Annotated in this window: 17 protein-coding genes; 7 read left to right on the top strand and 10 right to left on the bottom strand. The window is 65.1% G+C overall.

Annotation, left to right across the window (positions count from 1 at the left end):
- Positions 1–78: 78 nt before the first annotated feature.
- On the top strand, positions 79–1,422 hold the full coding sequence (locus AC51GT_RS09240) for an NAD(P)/FAD-dependent oxidoreductase (RefSeq protein WP_496328568.1): 1,344 nt from the start codon (positions 79–81) through the stop codon (positions 1,420–1,422).
- A 34-nt stretch (positions 1,423–1,456) separates the two neighbouring features.
- On the opposite strand, the gene AC51GT_RS09235 is transcribed toward AC51GT_RS09240, so the two are convergent.
- On the bottom strand, positions 1,457–1,753 hold the full coding sequence (locus AC51GT_RS09235) for a hypothetical protein (RefSeq protein ID WP_496324215.1): 297 nt from the start codon (positions 1,751–1,753) through the stop codon (positions 1,457–1,459).
- Between the two features lie 145 nt (positions 1,754–1,898).
- On the opposite strand from AC51GT_RS09235, the gene AC51GT_RS09230 reads away from it, so the two are divergent.
- A complete protein-coding gene (locus AC51GT_RS09230) occupies positions 1,899–2,672 on the top strand; it encodes a nucleoside phosphorylase (RefSeq protein ID WP_496328567.1) in 774 nt (257 codons plus the stop codon).
- An 18-nt stretch (positions 2,673–2,690) separates the two neighbouring features.
- Here the strand turns inward: AC51GT_RS09230 and AC51GT_RS09225 are convergent, their stop codons facing one another.
- A complete protein-coding gene (locus AC51GT_RS09225; RefSeq protein ID WP_496324213.1) occupies positions 2,691–3,137 on the bottom strand; it encodes a riboflavin kinase in 447 nt (148 codons plus the stop codon).
- A 276-nt stretch (positions 3,138–3,413) separates the two neighbouring features.
- On the opposite strand from AC51GT_RS09225, the gene AC51GT_RS09220 reads away from it, so the two are divergent.
- Positions 3,414–3,968 carry an NADPH-dependent FMN reductase gene (locus AC51GT_RS09220; protein ID WP_496328566.1) on the top strand — a complete coding sequence of 185 codons (555 nt, stop codon included), beginning with the start codon at positions 3,414–3,416 and terminating at the stop codon, positions 3,966–3,968.
- Between the two features lie 105 nt (positions 3,969–4,073).
- Positions 4,074–5,546, top strand: coding sequence for a glucose-6-phosphate dehydrogenase (gene zwf, locus AC51GT_RS09215; RefSeq protein WP_496324211.1), 1,473 nt, complete (start codon positions 4,074–4,076; stop codon positions 5,544–5,546).
- A gap of 2 nt (positions 5,547–5,548) precedes the next feature.
- Here zwf and AC51GT_RS09210 read toward each other — a convergent pair whose 3' ends face one another.
- The 5 genes from AC51GT_RS09210 to AC51GT_RS09190 form a co-directional block, all read right to left on the bottom strand.
- Positions 5,549–7,114 (bottom strand): MFS transporter, encoded by a 1,566-nt coding sequence (locus AC51GT_RS09210; protein ID WP_496328565.1) that lies wholly within the window; start codon positions 7,112–7,114, stop codon positions 5,549–5,551.
- Positions 7,115–7,208: 94 nt separating this feature from the next.
- Entirely contained in the window at positions 7,209–8,087 is an 879-nt protein-coding gene (locus AC51GT_RS09205) for an alpha/beta fold hydrolase (RefSeq protein ID WP_496328564.1), read from the bottom strand.
- 365 nt (positions 8,088–8,452) lie between these two features.
- Positions 8,453–8,818 carry a UBP-type zinc finger domain-containing protein gene (locus AC51GT_RS09200; protein WP_496328563.1) on the bottom strand — a complete coding sequence of 122 codons (366 nt, stop codon included), beginning with the start codon at positions 8,816–8,818 and terminating at the stop codon, positions 8,453–8,455.
- 65 nt (positions 8,819–8,883) lie between these two features.
- The gene (locus tag AC51GT_RS09195; RefSeq protein WP_496328562.1) at positions 8,884–9,045 is read right to left on the bottom strand and encodes a hypothetical protein; all 162 of its coding nucleotides are present in this window, start codon (positions 9,043–9,045) and stop codon (positions 8,884–8,886) included.
- A gap of 154 nt (positions 9,046–9,199) precedes the next feature.
- Positions 9,200–11,377: an FUSC family protein gene (locus AC51GT_RS09190; RefSeq protein WP_496328561.1), complete on the bottom strand. Its 2,178-nt coding sequence runs from the start codon at positions 11,375–11,377 to the stop codon at positions 9,200–9,202.
- Positions 11,378–11,535: 158 nt separating this feature from the next.
- Here AC51GT_RS09190 and AC51GT_RS09185 point away from each other — a divergent pair, with 158 nt between their 5' ends.
- The gene (locus AC51GT_RS09185) at positions 11,536–11,745 is read left to right on the top strand and encodes a dodecin (protein ID WP_496324205.1); all 210 of its coding nucleotides are present in this window, start codon (positions 11,536–11,538) and stop codon (positions 11,743–11,745) included.
- A 30-nt stretch (positions 11,746–11,775) separates the two neighbouring features.
- On the opposite strand, the gene AC51GT_RS09180 is transcribed toward AC51GT_RS09185, so the two are convergent.
- The 3 genes from AC51GT_RS09180 to AC51GT_RS09170 all read right to left on the bottom strand — a co-directional run bounded on the left by AC51GT_RS09180 (position 11,776) and on the right by AC51GT_RS09170 (position 16,007).
- Positions 11,776–13,299, bottom strand: coding sequence for a SulP family inorganic anion transporter (locus tag AC51GT_RS09180; protein WP_496328560.1), 1,524 nt, complete (start codon positions 13,297–13,299; stop codon positions 11,776–11,778).
- A 159-nt stretch (positions 13,300–13,458) separates the two neighbouring features.
- On the bottom strand, positions 13,459–14,937 hold the full coding sequence (locus tag AC51GT_RS09175) for an amidohydrolase (protein ID WP_496328559.1): 1,479 nt from the start codon (positions 14,935–14,937) through the stop codon (positions 13,459–13,461).
- Positions 14,938–15,038: 101 nt separating this feature from the next.
- Positions 15,039–16,007 carry a helix-turn-helix transcriptional regulator gene (locus AC51GT_RS09170; RefSeq protein WP_496328558.1) on the bottom strand — a complete coding sequence of 323 codons (969 nt, stop codon included), beginning with the start codon at positions 16,005–16,007 and terminating at the stop codon, positions 15,039–15,041.
- A 98-nt stretch (positions 16,008–16,105) separates the two neighbouring features.
- Between AC51GT_RS09170 and AC51GT_RS09165 the strand changes: the two genes are divergently transcribed.
- Positions 16,106–16,531 (top strand): VOC family protein, encoded by a 426-nt coding sequence (locus AC51GT_RS09165; protein WP_496324201.1) that lies wholly within the window; start codon positions 16,106–16,108, stop codon positions 16,529–16,531.
- Positions 16,532–16,573: 42 nt separating this feature from the next.
- Positions 16,574–18,097: an acyl-CoA synthetase gene (locus AC51GT_RS09160; RefSeq protein WP_496328557.1), complete on the top strand. Its 1,524-nt coding sequence runs from the start codon at positions 16,574–16,576 to the stop codon at positions 18,095–18,097.
- Positions 18,098–18,161: the final 64 nt, after the last annotated feature.

Genomic DNA, 18,161 nt, shown 5'->3' with positions numbered 1-18,161 from the left:
TCGCAGTAGTCACGACTGTGATGGAAAGGCCTGTCACCGGAGGCCTTTGGTGGTGGCAATCTGCGATCGAAAGAGAACATGACCACATCTGAGCGCCCGCACGTACTGATCGTCGGCGGCGGTTTCGGTGGACTGAATGCGGCCCGAAAACTACGGCACGCCGACGTCGACGTCACGCTGTTGTCCCGCGGAACGAGTCATGTCTTTCAGCCGCTGCTCTACCAATGCGCGACGGGTGTGCTGTCCGAAGGTTCGATCGGCAGTCCGCTGCGACATCTGTTGCGGCGGCAGAAAAATACCCACGTGGCACTGGGCGAGGCGACGGCGATCGACGCCGCCACCCGAACTCTGACCGCCTGCCGCAGCGATGGGTCGATGTTCGACCTGCCCTACGATCACCTCGTGGTCGCCGCCGGCATGCGGCAGTCCTATCACGGGCACGACGAGTACATCGACTGGGCGCCGGGCATGAAAACGCTGGACGACGCCTTGACGATCCGCCGCAAACTGGTCACCGCATTCGAGATGGCCGAGTCACTGCCCACCGCGGAAGAGCGAGCGCGATGGTTGACGTTTGCCGTGGCCGGTGGTGGACCGACCGGCGTGGAAATCGCCGGTCAGATCCGCGAGTTGGCCTTGCACGCCTTGACCAACGAGTTCCGGTCGATCGATCCGTGCGAGGCCAGGGTGTTGCTGTTCCACAGCGGTGACCGGGTCCTGCCCTCGTTCGACAAGAGACTGTCGAAGAATGCGCAGCGCACGCTGGAACGGGTCGGTGTCGAGACCCACCTCGGGGTTCATGTCACGGATGTGGGTCCGGGCTACGTCGAGACGACCACCAAGGCGGAGCCGAAGACCACGACCCGTTTCGAAACGCAGACCGTCGTCTGGACTGCCGGTGTGGAGGCCGTGCCCTTCGCCAAGGCGCTCGCCACCGCGCTGGGTGTCCCGCAGGACCGGTCCGGGCGTATCGCAGTCGAACCGGACCTGACCGTTCCCGGGCATCCCAACATCTGGGTGGTCGGCGATCTGATGTCGCGCGACGAGTTGCCCGGGGTGGCCGAGGTCGCGATGCAGGGCGGGCGGTACGCGGGCAAGCTGATCGCGACGGAGGTCGCATCGGGTGGCACCGCGCCGCGGCCGCCGTTCAAGTATCGAGATCTCGGTAACGCGGCCTACGTCGCACGGGGCCACGCGCTCGTTCAGGCTGGGCCACTGCATCTTTCCGGACGACTGGGTTGGATCTCTTGGGGGTTCATCCACATCGTCTTCTTGGCGGGAGCCCGCAATCGTATTGGTACGCTGCTGAACTGGGGTGCGACGCTCTTGACCGGATCGAGACGAGAGCGTGCTGTCACCTTCGGTGACTCACGCATCGCCCGGAACACGTACTTCACCAACGCCAGGAAGAACGCGAGCTGACCGACTGCTGTGCGCGGTTCGGCCATCACCGGATTCAGAACGCCGCTGTGCCCATCGTCGCCAACATCAGTGCGAACAGCAACCATCCGGCGCCCTGCCAGATCGTCCAGGTGCCACCGCGCTTCCATACCCGGTAGCCGATGATGAAGGCACCGATACCGCCCAGGAGCAGGATCGCGGTGGAACCCGCACCCCAGAGCAGGCTGGACGGATCGATCAACAGGTCGGCAACGAGCCAGATGGCAGCCAGGGCGATCACCACGACGACGTATTTGGCAGCGGACCGGAATGCACGTGGGTCGTTCCAGCGCTTCTCGACGTCATTGGTCACGGAGGCCTCCCTTTCTGTGAACTGTTGCCGGGGTGATACCCCGAATGAGCCGATTTCATGCACGCGTTTCAGCTCGCCGGGCGGATCGGTCGACTGCGCGCTACTTTGCACAGGCAACTACACCTCACGAAGCCAGGAGCCATCAGTGTCAGAGCAGATCGTCGACAAGAACGCCGCCGGACTCGATGTCCGGCAGTACCACATCGGGGTGGCCCCGGGTGAGGTCGGAACAGTGGCGTTGTTGCCGGGCGATCCGTTCCGGGTGCCCTTTGTCGCCGAGTTCCTGAGCGATGTGCGGGACGTCGCCCACAATCGCGAACACCGGACGATGACGGGTTACTACAAGGGCAAACTCATCACCGCGACCTCGACGGGGATGGGTTGCCCGTCGACGGCCATCGCGGCGGAGGAGTTGGCCCGGGTTGGTGTCACTTCGCTTATCCGCGTGGGGAGTTCGGCCGGTCTGCAGCCAGGGATCGCCCCGGGTGACCTCCTGGTCAGCGAGGGTTCGCTGCGCAATGACGGAACCACCGCGGCATACGTCCATCCGGGTTTCCCTGCGGTGCCGGATATTTCGATCGCGGCAGAACTGCGTCGCGTTGCCGAGGCCATGGCGGCGGAGCGTGGCGGTTTCCGCGTGTACTCGGGCATCAACGCGACCGACGACGCGTTCTACGCGGAAGGCCCGGAGTGGATTTCCCAGTTGTCCCAGATGGGAATCCTGAACGTGGAGATGGAGAGTTCGGCGCTGTACGTCGTTGCGAAACTGCGTGGACTGCGGGCCGGCATGGTGTGTGCCTGCTCGAGTAATCTCGTCGACGGTGTCAGCGTCTACGGCGACCAGAAGGCCGCACTCAAGGACGGCTGGATGCGCAGTATCGAGGTTGCACTCGATACTGCTGTTGCACTTGACCTTTGAGCAGGTATTCGGGGTCGGTCAGGCTTCCGGCCGGGTCGGGTACATGGCCATCAGGTCGCGGGCTGCCTGCTTGTCGCCGTTCATGGCATCGACCAGGTCGTCGATCGAGTTGAAGTTCTCCATCCGACGCACCAGCGTTGTCAGCTCCGCGACCGCATGGGCGCCGTACAGGTCTTCTTCGAAATCCATGACGTACGCCTCCACCGTGCGGGTGCGACCGTCGAATGTCGGGTTGTTGCCCACCGAGATCAGCGCAGGCAGCCAGGTGCCCGGGTGAAGACGACCGCGAGGCGGTTCGCCCTCGGCCAGGCTGAACCAGCCGAAGTAGACACCGTCCTCGGGGATCCGACTCTCGTCTTCGGCGCGGATGTTCGCGGTCGGGAAGCCCATGGGCGCTCCGCGTCCTTCGCCACGCACGATCACGCCCGCGGCGTAGCCGAGCGGTTCGTCGGAGTTGCTGGTCACTGCACTATCCCTTCGTGGGGTCACAATCGGCGGGTGCGGACACCGCATCGAGCGGCGACCGAATGCTGCCTTCGAGCGTAGACCGGTCCGGTTGCGCACCTGCGATCTGGCCGTCGCGATGTGGGGGGTTTCATCGTCCGGGCGACGACGAAAAACTCTCGGCGACTCAAACCCGTGGCAGGGCTGCGCTGGTGACGTAGCCTCACCCACGGTCGCAGAAATGCCGGTCTGCGGCCGATGAGCACGCCGCCACCATGGAGTCTGGAGCTGACCGCCTTGTCTGAAGCTGGATCGTTGAAGGTCTCGGTTGTTGTCGGGAACCCCAAGCCGCATTCGCGGACCAGGACGGTCGCCGAGGCACTCGTGCCGGCGCTCCTCGAGCCGGGTTCGTACGAGGTGGAGGTCATCGAACTCGCCGACCTGGTAGATGAACTGTTCCAGTGGGGCTCGGAAAAGGTCACCGCAGCAAAGACTTCGGTCGCGGCCAGCGACCTGGTCATTTTTGCCACACCGACCTACAAGGCCTCCTACACCGGACTGCTGAAGGCATTTCTCGATCAATACGGCACGGACGGCCTCAAAGGCGTGGTCGCGATACCCGTGTTCACCGGCGGCGACCTGACACATTCGCTGGCACCCCAGACGACACTGGCGCCTCTGCTCCTGGAGTTGGGCGCCGCGATACCGGGCCGCGGTCTGTACTTCGTCATCGACAACCTGCCCGAGCTCGACAGCTTCATCGCGCAGGCAGCTGCCGACTATTCGGCCGTGTTCACCGCACTGTCGTCGGTGGCGGGTTCGGTCCGTCCGGCCCTGAAAACCGCTCCATAGCGGGGCGCCGAGGGCAATGCACCCTCGGCAGGTCGTCAGCGGGACGAAGTCGGGGTCGCGTCGGTTGCGCTGCCTACTTCGCTCTCAGGTGGGACGATCGACGATGTGTCCGGACTCGAAGAGGCCCACGGGGCCACAGCGGCCAAGAAGTTGCCGCCCCATGTTGTGGTGCTGTTCGGTGCCACCGGCGACCTGGCCCGCCGAAAGCTGTTGCCCGGCCTCTTCCATCTGTTCATGTCGAAACTGGCACCGCCGATGCGGATCGTCGGAACCTCGCTCGACGACCTCGACACCGAGGAGTTCCGCGCGGTTGCGGTCAAGGCCTGCAGTGAGTTCTCCAGCCGGGTCTTCACACCCGAGGCGGCGGCGGAGTTCGCCGAGACCCTGAGCTATGTGCCGCAGGGTGCCGGCGCTGAAGCACTCGCCGCACAGGTGCGCCAGGAGCTGGCGGTGCTCGGCACCGACGCCCACATGCTGCACTACCTGAGCGTGCCGCCGAAGGCCGCGATGGCCGTACTCGAGATGTTGCACGAAGCCGAACTGGTGGAGAAATCTCGTGTGATCATGGAGAAGCCGTTCGGCACCGACCATGACAGCGCGGTCGCGTTGAATGCCTCGATCCACCAGTGGTTCGCCGAAGACCAGATCTTCCGTATCGATCACTTCCTCGGTAAGGAAGCGGCCCAGAACATTCTGGCCTTCCGGTTCGCCAACGGATTGTTCGAACCGATCTGGAACCGGAACTTCATCAATTACGTCCAGATCGATGTGCCCGAGAAGCTGGCGCTCGAAGGCCGGTCACACTTCTACGAATCGACCGGCGCGTTCCGGGACATGGTCGTCACCCATCTGTTCCAGATCCTGGCGTTCGTGGCGATGGAACCACCGACCGCGTTGGCGCCCGGCCCGATCGGCGAGGAGAAGAACAAGGTCTTCCGGTCGATGGTGGCGCTTGATCCCCGAAACGTGGTGCGAGGCCAGTACACCGGTTATCGCGACGAACCCGGTGTCACCGCCGAGTCGCAGACCGAGACCTTCGTGGCACTCAAGGCGGAAATCGACAATTGGCGGTGGGCCGGGGTCCCGTTCTATCTCCGGACCGGGAAGGGGCTGGCCGATGGGCAGCGCATCATCTCGATCGCGTTCCATGAGCCGCCGAAGAGTATGTTCCCGGACGGATCCGGTGTGGGACAACAGGGTCCGGATCATCTGACGTTCGACCTCGCCGACGAGTTCAAGGTGTCGCTCTCGTTCTACGGCAAGAAGCCGGGTCCGGGCATGAAGCTCGACAAACTGAGCCTGCAGTTCGCCATGCAGGAAACCGAGCAGTCCGGGCTGGTGTTGGAGGCATACGAACGCCTCATCCTCGACGCGATGAAAAACGACCACACGCTGTTCACCACGGCCGAAGGCATTGAACGCCTGTGGGATGTCTCGGCGCCACTGCTGGCCGAGCCGCCGCCGGTACGCAGTTACAGTCAGGGTTCCTGGGGCCCCAACGCGATTCATCAGCTCATCGCGCCGCATGCCTGGCGGCTGCCGTTCGAACGGATCTGGCGCCACAAGAAGCAGGACTGACCTCACTCGTCCTCGGCCGCATACTCTTTCATCAGCGCCCGCTCTTTGGTGAGGTTCGGGTACCAGATCCGGACGACCACGGCGCCGATGAACACAACGATGATCGCCGAGGCGTAGGCCAGAAAGTCGCCGCGCACGAACGCCTCTCGTGCCGCGGACAGGATCTCGGTGGCGTTGTCGGGATAGCGTTCGGCGAGATCGGCGGCACTGGAGAACGATTTGGTCAGCGCCGCCTGGGTCTGGTCGGTGATGGTGTCGGCGTCCGGTGATCCGGAGATCTGCTTCGACAGGTCGTGGGCGTAACCGGCGGTGAGGAGGGCGCCGAGGATCGACTGCATGATCGCGCCGCCGAGGTCACGTTGCAGGTCGGACATGCTCGAGGCCATCCCCGCCCGCGACAACGGCACCGACCCGGTCAGCGACCTCGACGCCGGTGTACCTGCGATACCCACTCCCACACCGATGCAGATGTAGACCAGCGCGACCTGCCAGTAATGGGCGTGCTCGCTCCACATCGTCATGGCGAAGACCATGCCGAGGCCGATGGACGCGAAACCGACGAGCAGTGTCGTGCGGGATCCGAGGTTCTCGACCATCCGCGCCGACAGCGGGGCGACGATCACCATGGAGGCCGCGGCCGGGAGGACCGAGGCGCCGGCCGCGAGTGTCGAGTACTCCAGAACGTTCTGCAGGTACTGCTGGCCGATGTACATCGCGCCCATCAGGGTGCCGAACACGACGATGCCGCCGAATGCGGCGACCCAGAAGGTTGGCCTGGCGGCGATCGTGAGGTCGAACAGTGGTGTGGCGGCGCGGTGTTGCCGGACGAAGAATGCGATCGCGGCGGCAAGCGCGATGGCCGCCAGGATCGCTGTGATCGTCCCGGCACCGGCCATCGGCAGGAAGTTCAACGACAACACCATCGCACCGATGAAGGCGATGGACAGGACGCCGCCGAGATTGTCGACCGGATCGGTGGAGTCGCCGCTGTCACCGGGTATCAGTCTGAGTGCGGCGATGAGTGCGACGACGGCCAGCGGCAGGGTCACGAGGAATACCGAATGCCAGCTGAACACCTCGAGCAGGCCGCCGGACAGGACCGGACCCAGAGCGGTGATCGCACCACCGAGCGCCGACCAGGCCGCGATGGCCTTGGTGCGGCTCACGCCCTGCCACAATGCCGTGATGATGGCCAGTGTTGTCGGATAGGCGAGTCCGGCCGCGACGCCCCCGAGGAGACGGCCGGCGAACAAGATCTCGACATTCGGGGCAAACCCGGCAATGAGCGACGCCGGAATCGACAGCGCCAGCCCGATGACGAGCATCCGTTTGCGGCCATGCCGGTCGCCGAGGGCTCCGAAGTACAGGACCGAGGCGGCCAGACCGAGGGAATAGCCCACGGCGACGAGGTTCAATCCGACAGAACCGGCATCGAAGTCCTTGCCGATGTCGGGCAGCGCGACGTTGGCCACCGCCAGATTGATGTTGGCAACGCCGGCGACCAGGATCAGTGTTGCCAGGACGATTTTCGCGCGAGGAGGTGCCTTGTCGGTGACCGATGCAGTCACGGGTTCTCCTCCGGCGGATGTGCAGTATCCGTACTGAAACGCCAAGCCGTGCAAGAGTATCGCGAATCGCTGGCCCATCCGGGGCTAATCGATGTCAGCGCAGGGTGTTCGCAACGATTTTCGCGAGCTCGAGCGGTGCATCACTCTGGACCGAATGTCCGGCGCCGTCGACGGTGAAGACCTCCAGGCCGGGCCGGTACCGACGCAACGTGTCGACGTCGTCGTCGGCGACGAACGGGGAGAGGGCGCCCCGGATCAGAGTGATCGGAGTCTCGCTGTCGGACAGGTCTTTCCACAGCGGCTCGGGCTCGATGGACTTGCGGAACCGGTCGTACCGCCATCGCCAGCGGCCGTCATCGATCTGGCGGGTGTTGTGGATGACGCCTCGCCGGATCGACGATCGGGGACGGTTCGGGGCGGCGGCAGCGGTGAGCTCGATCAGCTCGTCGAGATCGTCGAAGGTGTCCGGTCCGCCGACCAGCGCAACGGTGCCGCGTTCCTTGCCACTGAGATTCTGGACCCGTTTGGGTGATTCCGGGCTGACGTCGACGAGGATCGCGCGCTTGATCAACCCCGGGTTGCGGGCGGCCAGCGAGATGGTCGTGAGCCCGCCCAGCGACATCCCGACCACCAACTCGGCGTCCCGGGCGAGGTCCCTGATCACCGGTCCGACAGCCTGCGCATTGAGGTGTGGCCGGTAGTCACCGTCGTCGCGCCAGTCCGAATGGCCGTGGCCGGGTAAGTCGATGGCCAGCGCAGGCACCCCGAGCGCCAGCACCACACTGTCCCAGGTGTGGGCGTTCTGGCCACCGCCGTGCAGGAACACCAGCCGTGGTGATTCGGTGCCCCACTGCAGCGCGCTGACGGCCCGCCCGTCGACCACAGTGTCGATCCGGGTGACCGGCGGGATCCGATCCGGTTCCAGGCCAAGCTCTTCGGCGTTCTCGGGCAGCAGGTCGAACTCAGTGGGCATCGGGTTGTCCTCTTCGGTGATCTGGTCTGTGGAGAACACTATCGACCAGACCGCGGCCACAGAGGGTTTCCGGGGACAACTGAGCTCTTTTGCGCAGCCCGATCGAATCCACCGAGCGGGCCCAAATCACCGTCGACCGTGCCCAAAACACCGTCGAGCGTGCCCAAAACACCGTCGAGCGTGCCCAAAACACCGTCGAGCGTGCCCAAAACACCGTCGAGCGTGCCCAAAACACCGTCGAGCGTGCCCAACTTGCACAGACACCGAGCGCGTCGTGCATCTTTGGCACGGTCGACGGTAACCAAGGCACGGTCGACGGTCGGTTGGGCACGCTCGACGGTCGGTTCGGCACGGTCGACGGGGGGTCAGTCGGTGCGATTGCGCAGTTGGTCGACCCAGTTGGTGGGGACTCGGTCGGCCGGTCCGGGTGTCGACTGTTCGGCGGGCCGGGAGTGCGGGGGAGCCAACTCCGGCCCGTTGTAGTAGTCGTTGGTGGAGTAGTCCCAGAACCAGTCCTCACCCGGCTCGTATGACTGGATGATCGGGTGCCCACTTGTCGTGGCATGGGCGGACGCATGACGGGAGAGGGAATCGTCGCAGCATCCGATGTGCCCGCACGCCGCGCATCGACGGAGGTGAAACCACCAACCGCCGGTGCGCTCGCAATCGACGCAGCCCGGACCGCTCGGTGGTACCGCAGGATCAATGGAAGGGGTCGTCATGCATCCCATCCAAGACCAGCCTCGTCGACATTGCACGCGGTGCAGCGAAATCGGTTGTCGCCGAGCGGATCTGATCAAGCGTTGCTGGGTGCGTCCTCGCGGCGGGTGAGCAGTTCGAGTTCGAGTTGGGTACGTGCGGAGGTCGGCCGGCCGGCGGCATCAAAAGGCGCATGCGGTGAGGTGTGGTTCTGATACACCGCAATGATCCCGGCCACCACGGCCGGTCCGATAATCACCAAAAGTTCCATGGCAGTAACTATCCGTTCAATAACTTTCTGCCAACAGTGGCGGAATTGCCAGCCTTGGCAAAGTTTCTGCCAAGGCTTGTGATGGCGAAGGTTGTGCAGGTCAGGACAGTGTTGCTGCCATCAGAGCGCCACGGCAACTGATTTATTGCGGTCTGCTTCCACGCATCAACTCGAGCTCGCCGAGGTAGGCCGCTGTCGCGATGAGTGGACGTGCCTCGTCGATGCCCAGACTGGTTTTCTCGCTGTCGGCGCGAAGCGCGGCCACCATTGCAGCCGCGATTCGGTTCGGATGGTCCGTGGGTTGCGTGCCAGCCGGCTCACTGTCAGTGGTGTCGACGGTGAGCCGGGCGGCCTGGATGTCGATGACCGTGCAGAGGTTCGGCGCGGTTGCGTTCGGGTGTGGGGTCGGGGTGAGGTCGGCAATCGAATCGGCGACGATGCGCAGCCGGATGGATCGTCCCAGTGCGCCCACCATCGGTGTGCGGCGTTCTGCGGCTGCGCCTGCTTCTGAAAGATATTGCCGCGCTGCATCATCAGAAGCGCGATAGGCCACCTGGCTTTCCATGCGCAGCTCGGTCACAGCGGTTTCGGTGACGCTGGTCGAGCCGGTGGTCATCCTGGTCGTGGCAGCCCTGAGGTAGCGGGCGTGGACGGCCATGGAGTAGTTGATGGTGGCGCGGGCCGCCTCCGCGACGCCACGCGGCCACATCACGATCCCGGCGACGACGGCTACGGCGCAGCCGATTGCGACGTCTTCGACCCTGACCAGTCCGATCTTCCAGCCGCTGGGACCGAGCACGTTGAAGAGGGTCAGGATGAACACCGTGAATGCTGCCTGTCCGGCGGCGAAAGAGATCACCTTGGGGATGTACGCGGCGCCGAACACCGCGATCGGCAACACCGCCCATAGGGCGATCTCATTGGTGCCGATGGCGATGATGATGAGTGCTCCGACAAGAAATCCGACCGCGGTGCCGACCACCGACCGAAGCACATTCGAACCCGTTGCCAGGGCGCTGGTGCGCAGTACCGACAGCGCACCGAGAACGACCCAGAATCCATGCTGTACGGGCAGTATCTGCACGAGGGCAACGGCGGCGGCGAGACCGACACCGGTGCGCAACGCATTTCGTGCGATCACCGAGTTCTCGATCAAGGTCGCGGACACCGAGACCCGGGTCGCCTCATACTCGGAGAGCACCGAATCCGCCGCCCCGGTGGGTGGTAGCTCTCGTCCGAGAATCTTCTGCAGCATCGGTCGCGCGTCGGCTGCCGACGCCCACGCCACGGTACGGCCGATCAGTGCGATGGTGCTGCAGCTGGTGTGGATTTCGAGCAGTCTCAGGCCGTCCGCCTCGGCGTCGGCGTCACTGGGATCGGTGCGGATGAGGTCCAGGTTCGGGCCGAAACTGTTGTGTATCAACGACCGCAGGTGCTCGGCGGCGTTGTCGAGTGCATTGCGATCGACCGATCTGACCTCTCGGGCGTCGGCCGCGAGTATGTCGGCCGCGCGCTGCAGTACTGTCACCGACGGTCCACGCAGGTCATCGGGCAGCTGCACATTGCGCCGGGCCACCTGGGTCGTCAGCCATTCGAGGTCGTCCACCACCCTGATGATGGCCCGGCTTCCTGCGGATAGGCCGGCAGGCCGCGCGTTGGAGCTCAGGTACGTGTGCCGCAACCGGTCCATCAGTGCGATGACGTCGACGGTGGCCGGCTTCGTTGCGGTGGTGTCGGAACTCGGCGTCATGTACTCCGCCAAACCACTGCACACGGCTTGCGCACGGGTGCGCAGTTCGTTGTGGTGGCGCGGCGGTAGCAGGAACAGGGCAGCCGGAACGCTCAATGCGAGGGCAATGGTCCAGCCCAGCAACCGATCTCCCAGCGGCCCCTCGGGGGACGCCACCGGAACGACATAGAGCAGCAGTGCCGATCGCTGCCCGGCCGAGAAACTGGAGCCGAGGATCGCGGCGAATGACACGATCACGCCCACCACCAGCATCGACCCGGTGGCCAGCCATCCCGGCTGACCGAGCACCGTGGCCAAACTGATGAAGGCATAGCCCACCACGGCCAGCCCGCAGTAGCTCGCGGCCCGTCGGCTTCGATTGCCCGGGAAGTCGGCGAGGATGAGGAGCGCAACCGAACCGAAGATCGCGAACAGAGGTGTCTGCGGGCCCCCGTGGTGTACTGCGAACGCCGCAGCTATCGGAACAACCAGTGCCGGTCGGATCGCGCGTCGTAACGCGTCGAAATCAGGATCACGCTTACCGACGGCAGCAACGAACCTCTCGCGGAGCCGGCGGACGGGCATGCCCATTTTCGCATCCTAGCCGGGTGCCCGAGCGGCCGAGGGAAACTGATCACAGCCGATGTCCCGCGAACGGCCCCGCCGTGGCGCTCGATCAGTACCGTTGGCAGTGCGAGGGATTGACGCCATCGAACGAGTTTCACCCACCGACCAATCGAGGACCGCGAATGAGTGAGAATGTCTATCGAGTCACGGAGATCGTCGGAACATCGATGACGAGTTCCGACGACGCCATCAAGAAGGCGATCGCGAGGGCGAACAAATCGCTGCGCAATGTCGACTGGTTCGAGGTGATCGAGACCCGTGGTCACGTGGAAAACGGTGAAATCGCCCATTTTCAAGTGACTTTGAAAGTCGGGTTCAAGATCGAGGACTGAAGAACCCGGTCGAGCATGCGGAAGTCGGCGTCAGTGTCCGGCGCCGAGATTTCCGGAAAGACGTTCGAGGCGCTCGAGACTCGATCCGGTGAGCCCGACGATGGTGGCTTGCTTCCCGCGGTCGCGATACTTCCGCAAGATGGCGTCGAGGGCGGCAACCGTCGAGGCGTCCCAGACGTCGGCCGCGGTGAGATCGATGACGACGGTGTCGGGGTCGCCGGCGTAGTCGAACCGGTACACGAGATCGTTGCTGGAAGCGAAGAACAGCTGGCCGGTGATGCGATACCGCCGGACCTCCACACCGTCGTCGGTGGTCTCCGTGGTCGCCTCGACCCCGGTCAGATGCGCCACCCGGCGGGCGAACAGAACCATCGCCGTCAGCACTCCCAGGACCACACCGATTGCCAGGTTGCTGGTGGCGACGGTGGCCACGACAGTCACCAGCATCACGAGGGTTTCTCCGAACGGCATCAACCGCAGTGTGCGGGGGCGAATGCTGTGCCAGTCGAACGTGCCGACGGACACCATGATCATCACCGCCACCAGCGCGGCCATCGGGATGACGCCCACGATGTCGCCGAGCACGACGACGAGGATCAACAGGAAGACACCGGCCAGGAACGTCGACAACCGGGTGCGGGCCCCCGACTGTTTGACGTTGATCATCGTCTGGCCGATCATCGCGCAACCGCCCATGCCACCGAAGAATCCGGTGACGATGTTCGCCACGCCCTGACCCCAGCTCTCGCGGGTCTTGTCCGAGTGGGTGTCGGTGATGTCATCGACGAGTTTGGCGGTCATCAACGACTCCATCAACCCGACCAGGGCCATGCCCAGCGCGTATGGCGCGATGACCGACAACGTATGCCACGTCCACGGAACGTCGGGGAGCAGGAGCGACGGCAGGGAGTCAGGCAGGGCACCTTCATCTTCGACTGTCGGGACGTCCCAACCGGTTGACGTCACGAGCACCGTCAGAAGGACGATGGCGACGAGGGGGGACGGGATCACCGAGGTCAGGCGCGGTAGGAAGACGATGATCGCCAAACCCACGGCAACCAGCGGGTACACCAGCGGGGGGATGTCGTCGCCGAACAACTGCGGAAGCTGCGCGCTGAAGATCAGGATGGCCAGCGCGTTCACGAAACCGGTCATCACACTGCGCGGGATGAAGCGCATCAACTTGGCGATGCCGATCAGGCTCAGCACGATCTGCAGCAGACCGGCGAGGATGACGGTGGCCAGGAGGTAGTCGAGGCCGTACTCGTCGACGACCGGTGCCACGACCAGCGCCACCGCACCGGTGGCGGCCGAGATCATCGCGGGCCGGCCACCGACCACCGCGATGGTGACGGCCATCGTGAACGAGGCGAACAACCCGACCCGTGGGTCGACGCCGGCGATGATCGAGAAGGAGATCGCCTCGGGTATCAACGCCAGGGCGACCACCAGACCGGCCAGGATCTCTTTGCGCAGCTGCACCGGGGAGCGGAGCAGTGAGCGGACCGTTGCCGGTGGCGTCTGCGAATGGGCTGTCTTCACTGCGCTGGGCACGGGAGTTCACTTTCTGGTCTTCATCGCCTGGTCCTACGGCGCTTGGTCACACGGCGCGACTCCGCGATTGTCACCCGAGGTCAGCGCCTTCGGGACTGTAGGAACGTACCGAGCCGGCCGGTGCGCTGCCAACTCAGAGCGCCCGTGACCTGAGGCACGTCACATCGCCAGATGGGTGATCCGGCCCGCGGTGATCGTTGCCGCGATGCCGAGATCCCGCAGTATCTGCGCCGCCTGCGCGGTGGTGGTGGCCGGTTGCAGCGGGTCCTCGTCGAGCAGCACGATGTCACCCCGGCTGCCCGTGGTGATGGTGGACTGACCGTCGGTGCTGGCCGCCAGCGCTTCTGCGGGTGTGAGTGATTCGGAAGGATTCCAGGGGTCCTGGCCCTCGAGACCGCGATGTACCGCCGCCGCCATGGCCAGCCGCGGATCGAGGACCGAGACCGGGGCGTCGGATCCCAGGACGAGGGCGACGCCACCGTCGAGCATCGACCGCAGGGCAAAACAGCGATCAGCGCGGTCGGGCCAGCAGCGGAGGGCGACGTCGCGGTCGTCGAGGAGGTGCGCGGGCTGCACGCTCGCCCGGACTCCCAGTGTCCTCATCCGGGGGATGTCGCTGAAGCGGATCAACTGCGCGTGCTCGATACCACCGCGAGCGCCGGTGGCCTCGAAAGCGCTCAGCGCCTGGTCCACCGCGGCGTCGCCGATGGCGTGCAGGGCGATGCGGAGTCCGCCGGCAGTGCCTCGGGCCAACAGCTCGGTCAATTCGGCGCTGTCGTAAAACTGTTGTCCGCGCGGATGTTCGAGCTCATCAGCATCGGCGTAGGGCTGGCAACAGTGCGCGGTCCGGGTGTTGAGGGAACCGTCGGAGAAGATCTTCAACGGACCCATGGTCAGCAGGTCCGAACCCTCCATCAACCGATCTCCGGTCCGAAATCCGGCGGCGAGGACCTCGTCGAGGGTGGTGGCGTACGTGACGGGCTGCACCCGCACCCGATCGGTCCCGGCCGCGAAACGTTGTGGCCATTCGCGATGCCCGGCCGTCATCTCGAAGTCGACGATGCCCACCACGCCGCGACCGGCAGCTTCATCGACCGCCGCACGGACAAGCGATTCGACGTCGTTCGAGGCCGCCGACAACTGCGCGAGCGCGGGTTGCAGGGCGAACCACTCGGCCTCGCACAGCTGGGTGTCACGCGGTGGAATTCCCAGCAGTGCAAGCGCTTTGCTGTTGAGCCAGCCGGCGTGAACGTCGCCGCTGGACAGGATCACCGGATGGTGTCCGCTCACGGCGTCGAGCTCGGCGACGGTGGGCTGCGTGGGCCACAGCGCCGTCCGGAAACCGTAACCGAGGAGTGCACGGCCCTGCCACGGTCCGGGTAGTGCTTCGACGTGGTCGGCGATGATCCGGGTGACGTCGGCCGCGCAGGTGGCGGCGGAGACGTCGATCCTCGCTCGGGTCTGCGCCCACATCGACATGTGTACGTGCTGATCCCACAGCCCCGGAATCGCCCACCGGCCATCGGCGTCGACAACGACGTCGTCGCGCCCGGGGCGCAATCCGGGTGCGACCTCGGTGACCACGCCGTCGGTGATCCTGATGTCAACGGGCGAGTCGGTCGCCACGGGCGTGCGCACCGGCACTAGTCGTGCGCGCCGGATGAAAGTCGAAGAGGCCACGAGAGATCACTTTCCAGTAGGAGCATCCGCGGCGCAATGTGGGCTCGGACTCCGTGGTGTCATTCCGCGGCTGCCGCGTACCGGCGTGCCAGCCGCGCACAGGCGTCCGCGAGTTCCGGTGGACCGACAACCCGGAAATCGGCGTCGAATCGGCCGATCCCGGCAGCCAGCGCGGTCCACGACCACGAGCCGATCTGCAGGCGGCAACGATCCGGGCCGAGATCCTCGACGGTCCCGTCCTCGACGAAGGGCGACACCGCGGTCGCCGGGGCGTCGAGGAGTATCTCGCCTTGGCAGGGCCAGGAATTCGCGTTGCCTGATCCCTTGAAGCGGGCCGCGACAAACGCACCCACATCACCCCCGGGTATATCCCGTGGCCGGAAGCGCGGGCCGGTCGGAACGCGGGGTGTCATCCGGTCGATGCGGAACGTCCGCCAGGTGCCGCGGTCGAGATCCCACGCGACCAGATACCACCGCCCGTCGTGACTGACGAGGTGATGGGGCTCGGCCCTTCGTGGTGGCACGAGGTCGCCGCCCGGTTTCTGATCGCTCTGGTAGTCGAACCGCAGGACCTCCCCGGCGCTCACGGCGGCACCGACCGCCAGGAGGGTGTCCGTATCCAGCGGAACGGCCGGCCCGCCGGCCGTTCGGGGGACCGCGGTGACCTCGAGGGTGTCGATGCGCCCCCGTAGTCGGGCCGGCATGACCTGGCGGACGGTGGCCAGGGCCCGCGCTGTCGCTTCTTCCATGCCCGGCGAGGTGGCGGACTGCAGCGTGAGTGCGATGGCGACGGCCTGTTCGTCGTCGAACAGCAACGGCGGGAGTTCGGATCCGGCGCCCAGTCGGTAGCCGCCGGCGGGGCCTTTGATCGCGTCGATGCGGTAGCCCATCTCCCGCAGACTCTCGATATCACGGCGCATCGTCCGGTTGCTGACCCGTAACCGCTCGGTGAGCTGCGGCCCCGCCCACACCCGCCGGGTCTGAAGGAGTGACAGCAGCGACAGGAGTCGAGCCGAGGTTTCCGCCATGGGAATCATCCTGCCGGAAGTAGTGGCCGCTATCTGTCCGCTACTGGCGTGAGTCTGGTGATCGTCAATCGCAGAGCGCACCAACCAAGGAGCAACAAATGTCGATCACGGTCACCAACCACCTGAACTTTCGCGGCGACGCCAAGGCGGCCCTGGAGTTCTACCAGGGCGCATTCGGCGGAGAACTCACCGCGATCAGCTACTCGGACGCCCACAACGTGCAGGAACCGGCGGAGGCCGATCAGATCATGTGGGGCCAGGTGCAGGCGGGCAACGGCTTTCATGTGATGGCCTACGACGTGCCGTCCGCCGTGCCCTACGACGCCGGGGTGAACGCGCATTTCGTGTCCGTACGCGGCCGGGATGCCGAGGAGATCACCACCTACTGGAAGGAGCTCTCCGCGGGGGCGAAGACCATCGTCGATCTGGGCCCGGCGGCGTGGGCTCCGCTGTACGGAATGCTCGTGGACAAGTTCGGCGTCACCTGGGTTCTCGACGTGGCGGTCGACCGTCCCGGCCAGTGAAATCTGCGCCGCCAATACTTGGACGTCCTATAAAGTCGGGGCATGATCGCCAACCCCCGTTTCAGTACCGTTGATGGAGTGCTGCGCCGGACCGCAGCGCGGTTCCCCGACCGGACCGCGCTGCGATTCGCCGACCGCGCCTGGACATACGCCGAGCTCGACAATGCGGTGACCAGGGCTGCGGGTCACCTGCGGTCACTCGGCCTGAACTCCGGCGATCGGGTGGCGGCCTATGGCACCAACTCGGATGCCTATGTCATCGCCTTCCTCGCCTGCGCCCGCGGCGGACTGGTTCACGTGCCGGTGAACTACGCGCTCAAAGAAGGTGAGTTGTCGTATCTCATCGGCCAATCGGGCAGCCGTGCGGTCCTGGTGGATCCGGCGCTGCGCGAGAACCTGACGCCCGTCGTCGACGCCCTCGACATCGCGCAGGTCATCACGCTGCGCGACGAGGACGGTTCACTTCTCGAGCACAGCACGGACGGGGATCTGCCGGAGATTGATTGGGAGGTCGCCGACTCCGATCTCGTGCAGCTTCTCTACACGTCAGGCACCACGTCAAAGCCCAAGGGCGCAATGATGACCCACGGTGCGATGGTCCACGAATACGTGTCGTCGGTGATCGCACTCGACTTCGATCAGTCCGACAACCCGCTCATCGCGATGCCGCTGTACCACTCGGCGGGCATGCACGTGTTCATGCTCCCGCTGCTGTCGGTCGGGGCGACGATCAGTCTGATGGAGACACCGGACATTCCGGAGATCCTGCGCCGCATCGAAGCCGAGAAGATCGGATCGCTGTTCCTCGCGCCGACCGTGTGGGTGCCACTGGCCGGGCATCCCGACCTCGACACCCGCGATCTTTCGTCGTTGCGCAAGGCCCAGTACGGGGCCTCGATCATGCCGGTCACCGTGCTGAACCGTCTGCGTGAGCGATACCCGGACATCAAGTTCTACAACTGTTTCGGGCAATCCGAGATCGGACCGCTCGCTGCGGTCCTGGGACCCGACGACCATGCCGATCGGCCCGCGTCCTGCGGCAAGGCGGTGTTCTTCGTGGAGACGCGGGTTGTCGACGCGGACGGCAATGATGTTCCCGACGGCACCGCCGGAGAGGTGCTCTACCGTTCACCTCAACTGTGCCAAGGTTATTGGGAGAATCCAGAAGCCACCGAAGAGGCGTTCCGCGGCGGCTGGTTCCACTCCGGTGACCTCGTCACCCGGGACGAGCAGGGCTTCCTCACCGTGGTCGACCGCATCAAGGACGTCATCAACACCGGCGGGATCCTGGTGGCCTCACGCGAGGTCGAAGATGCGATCTATACCCATCCCGGCGTCGCCGAGGTCGCGGTGGTCGGCACCCCCGACGAGAAGTGGATCGAGGCGATCACCGCCGTGGTGGTGTTGCGCCCCGATGCCGGCGAGGTGCCGCCCGAGGTGTTGATCGCTCATGTGAAGGATCAGATCGCGCCGTTCAAGGTGCCGAAACGTGTTGTCATCGTGGACGAACTCCCGCGTAACCAGAGTGGCAAGCTGCTCAAGCGCGAGTTGCGGGCGGGTCTGTAGGCGGGCTCTCGGTCCAATGTGTTTCATTGCGGCCTCGAAAAGTTCCCGCGACTTTGCTGTCGGA

Source organism: Williamsia sp. z34, from assembly GCF_059553395.1.
Note: the sequence above shows the minus strand (reverse complement) of the source record. Positions and strands in the feature narration are given on the sequence as shown.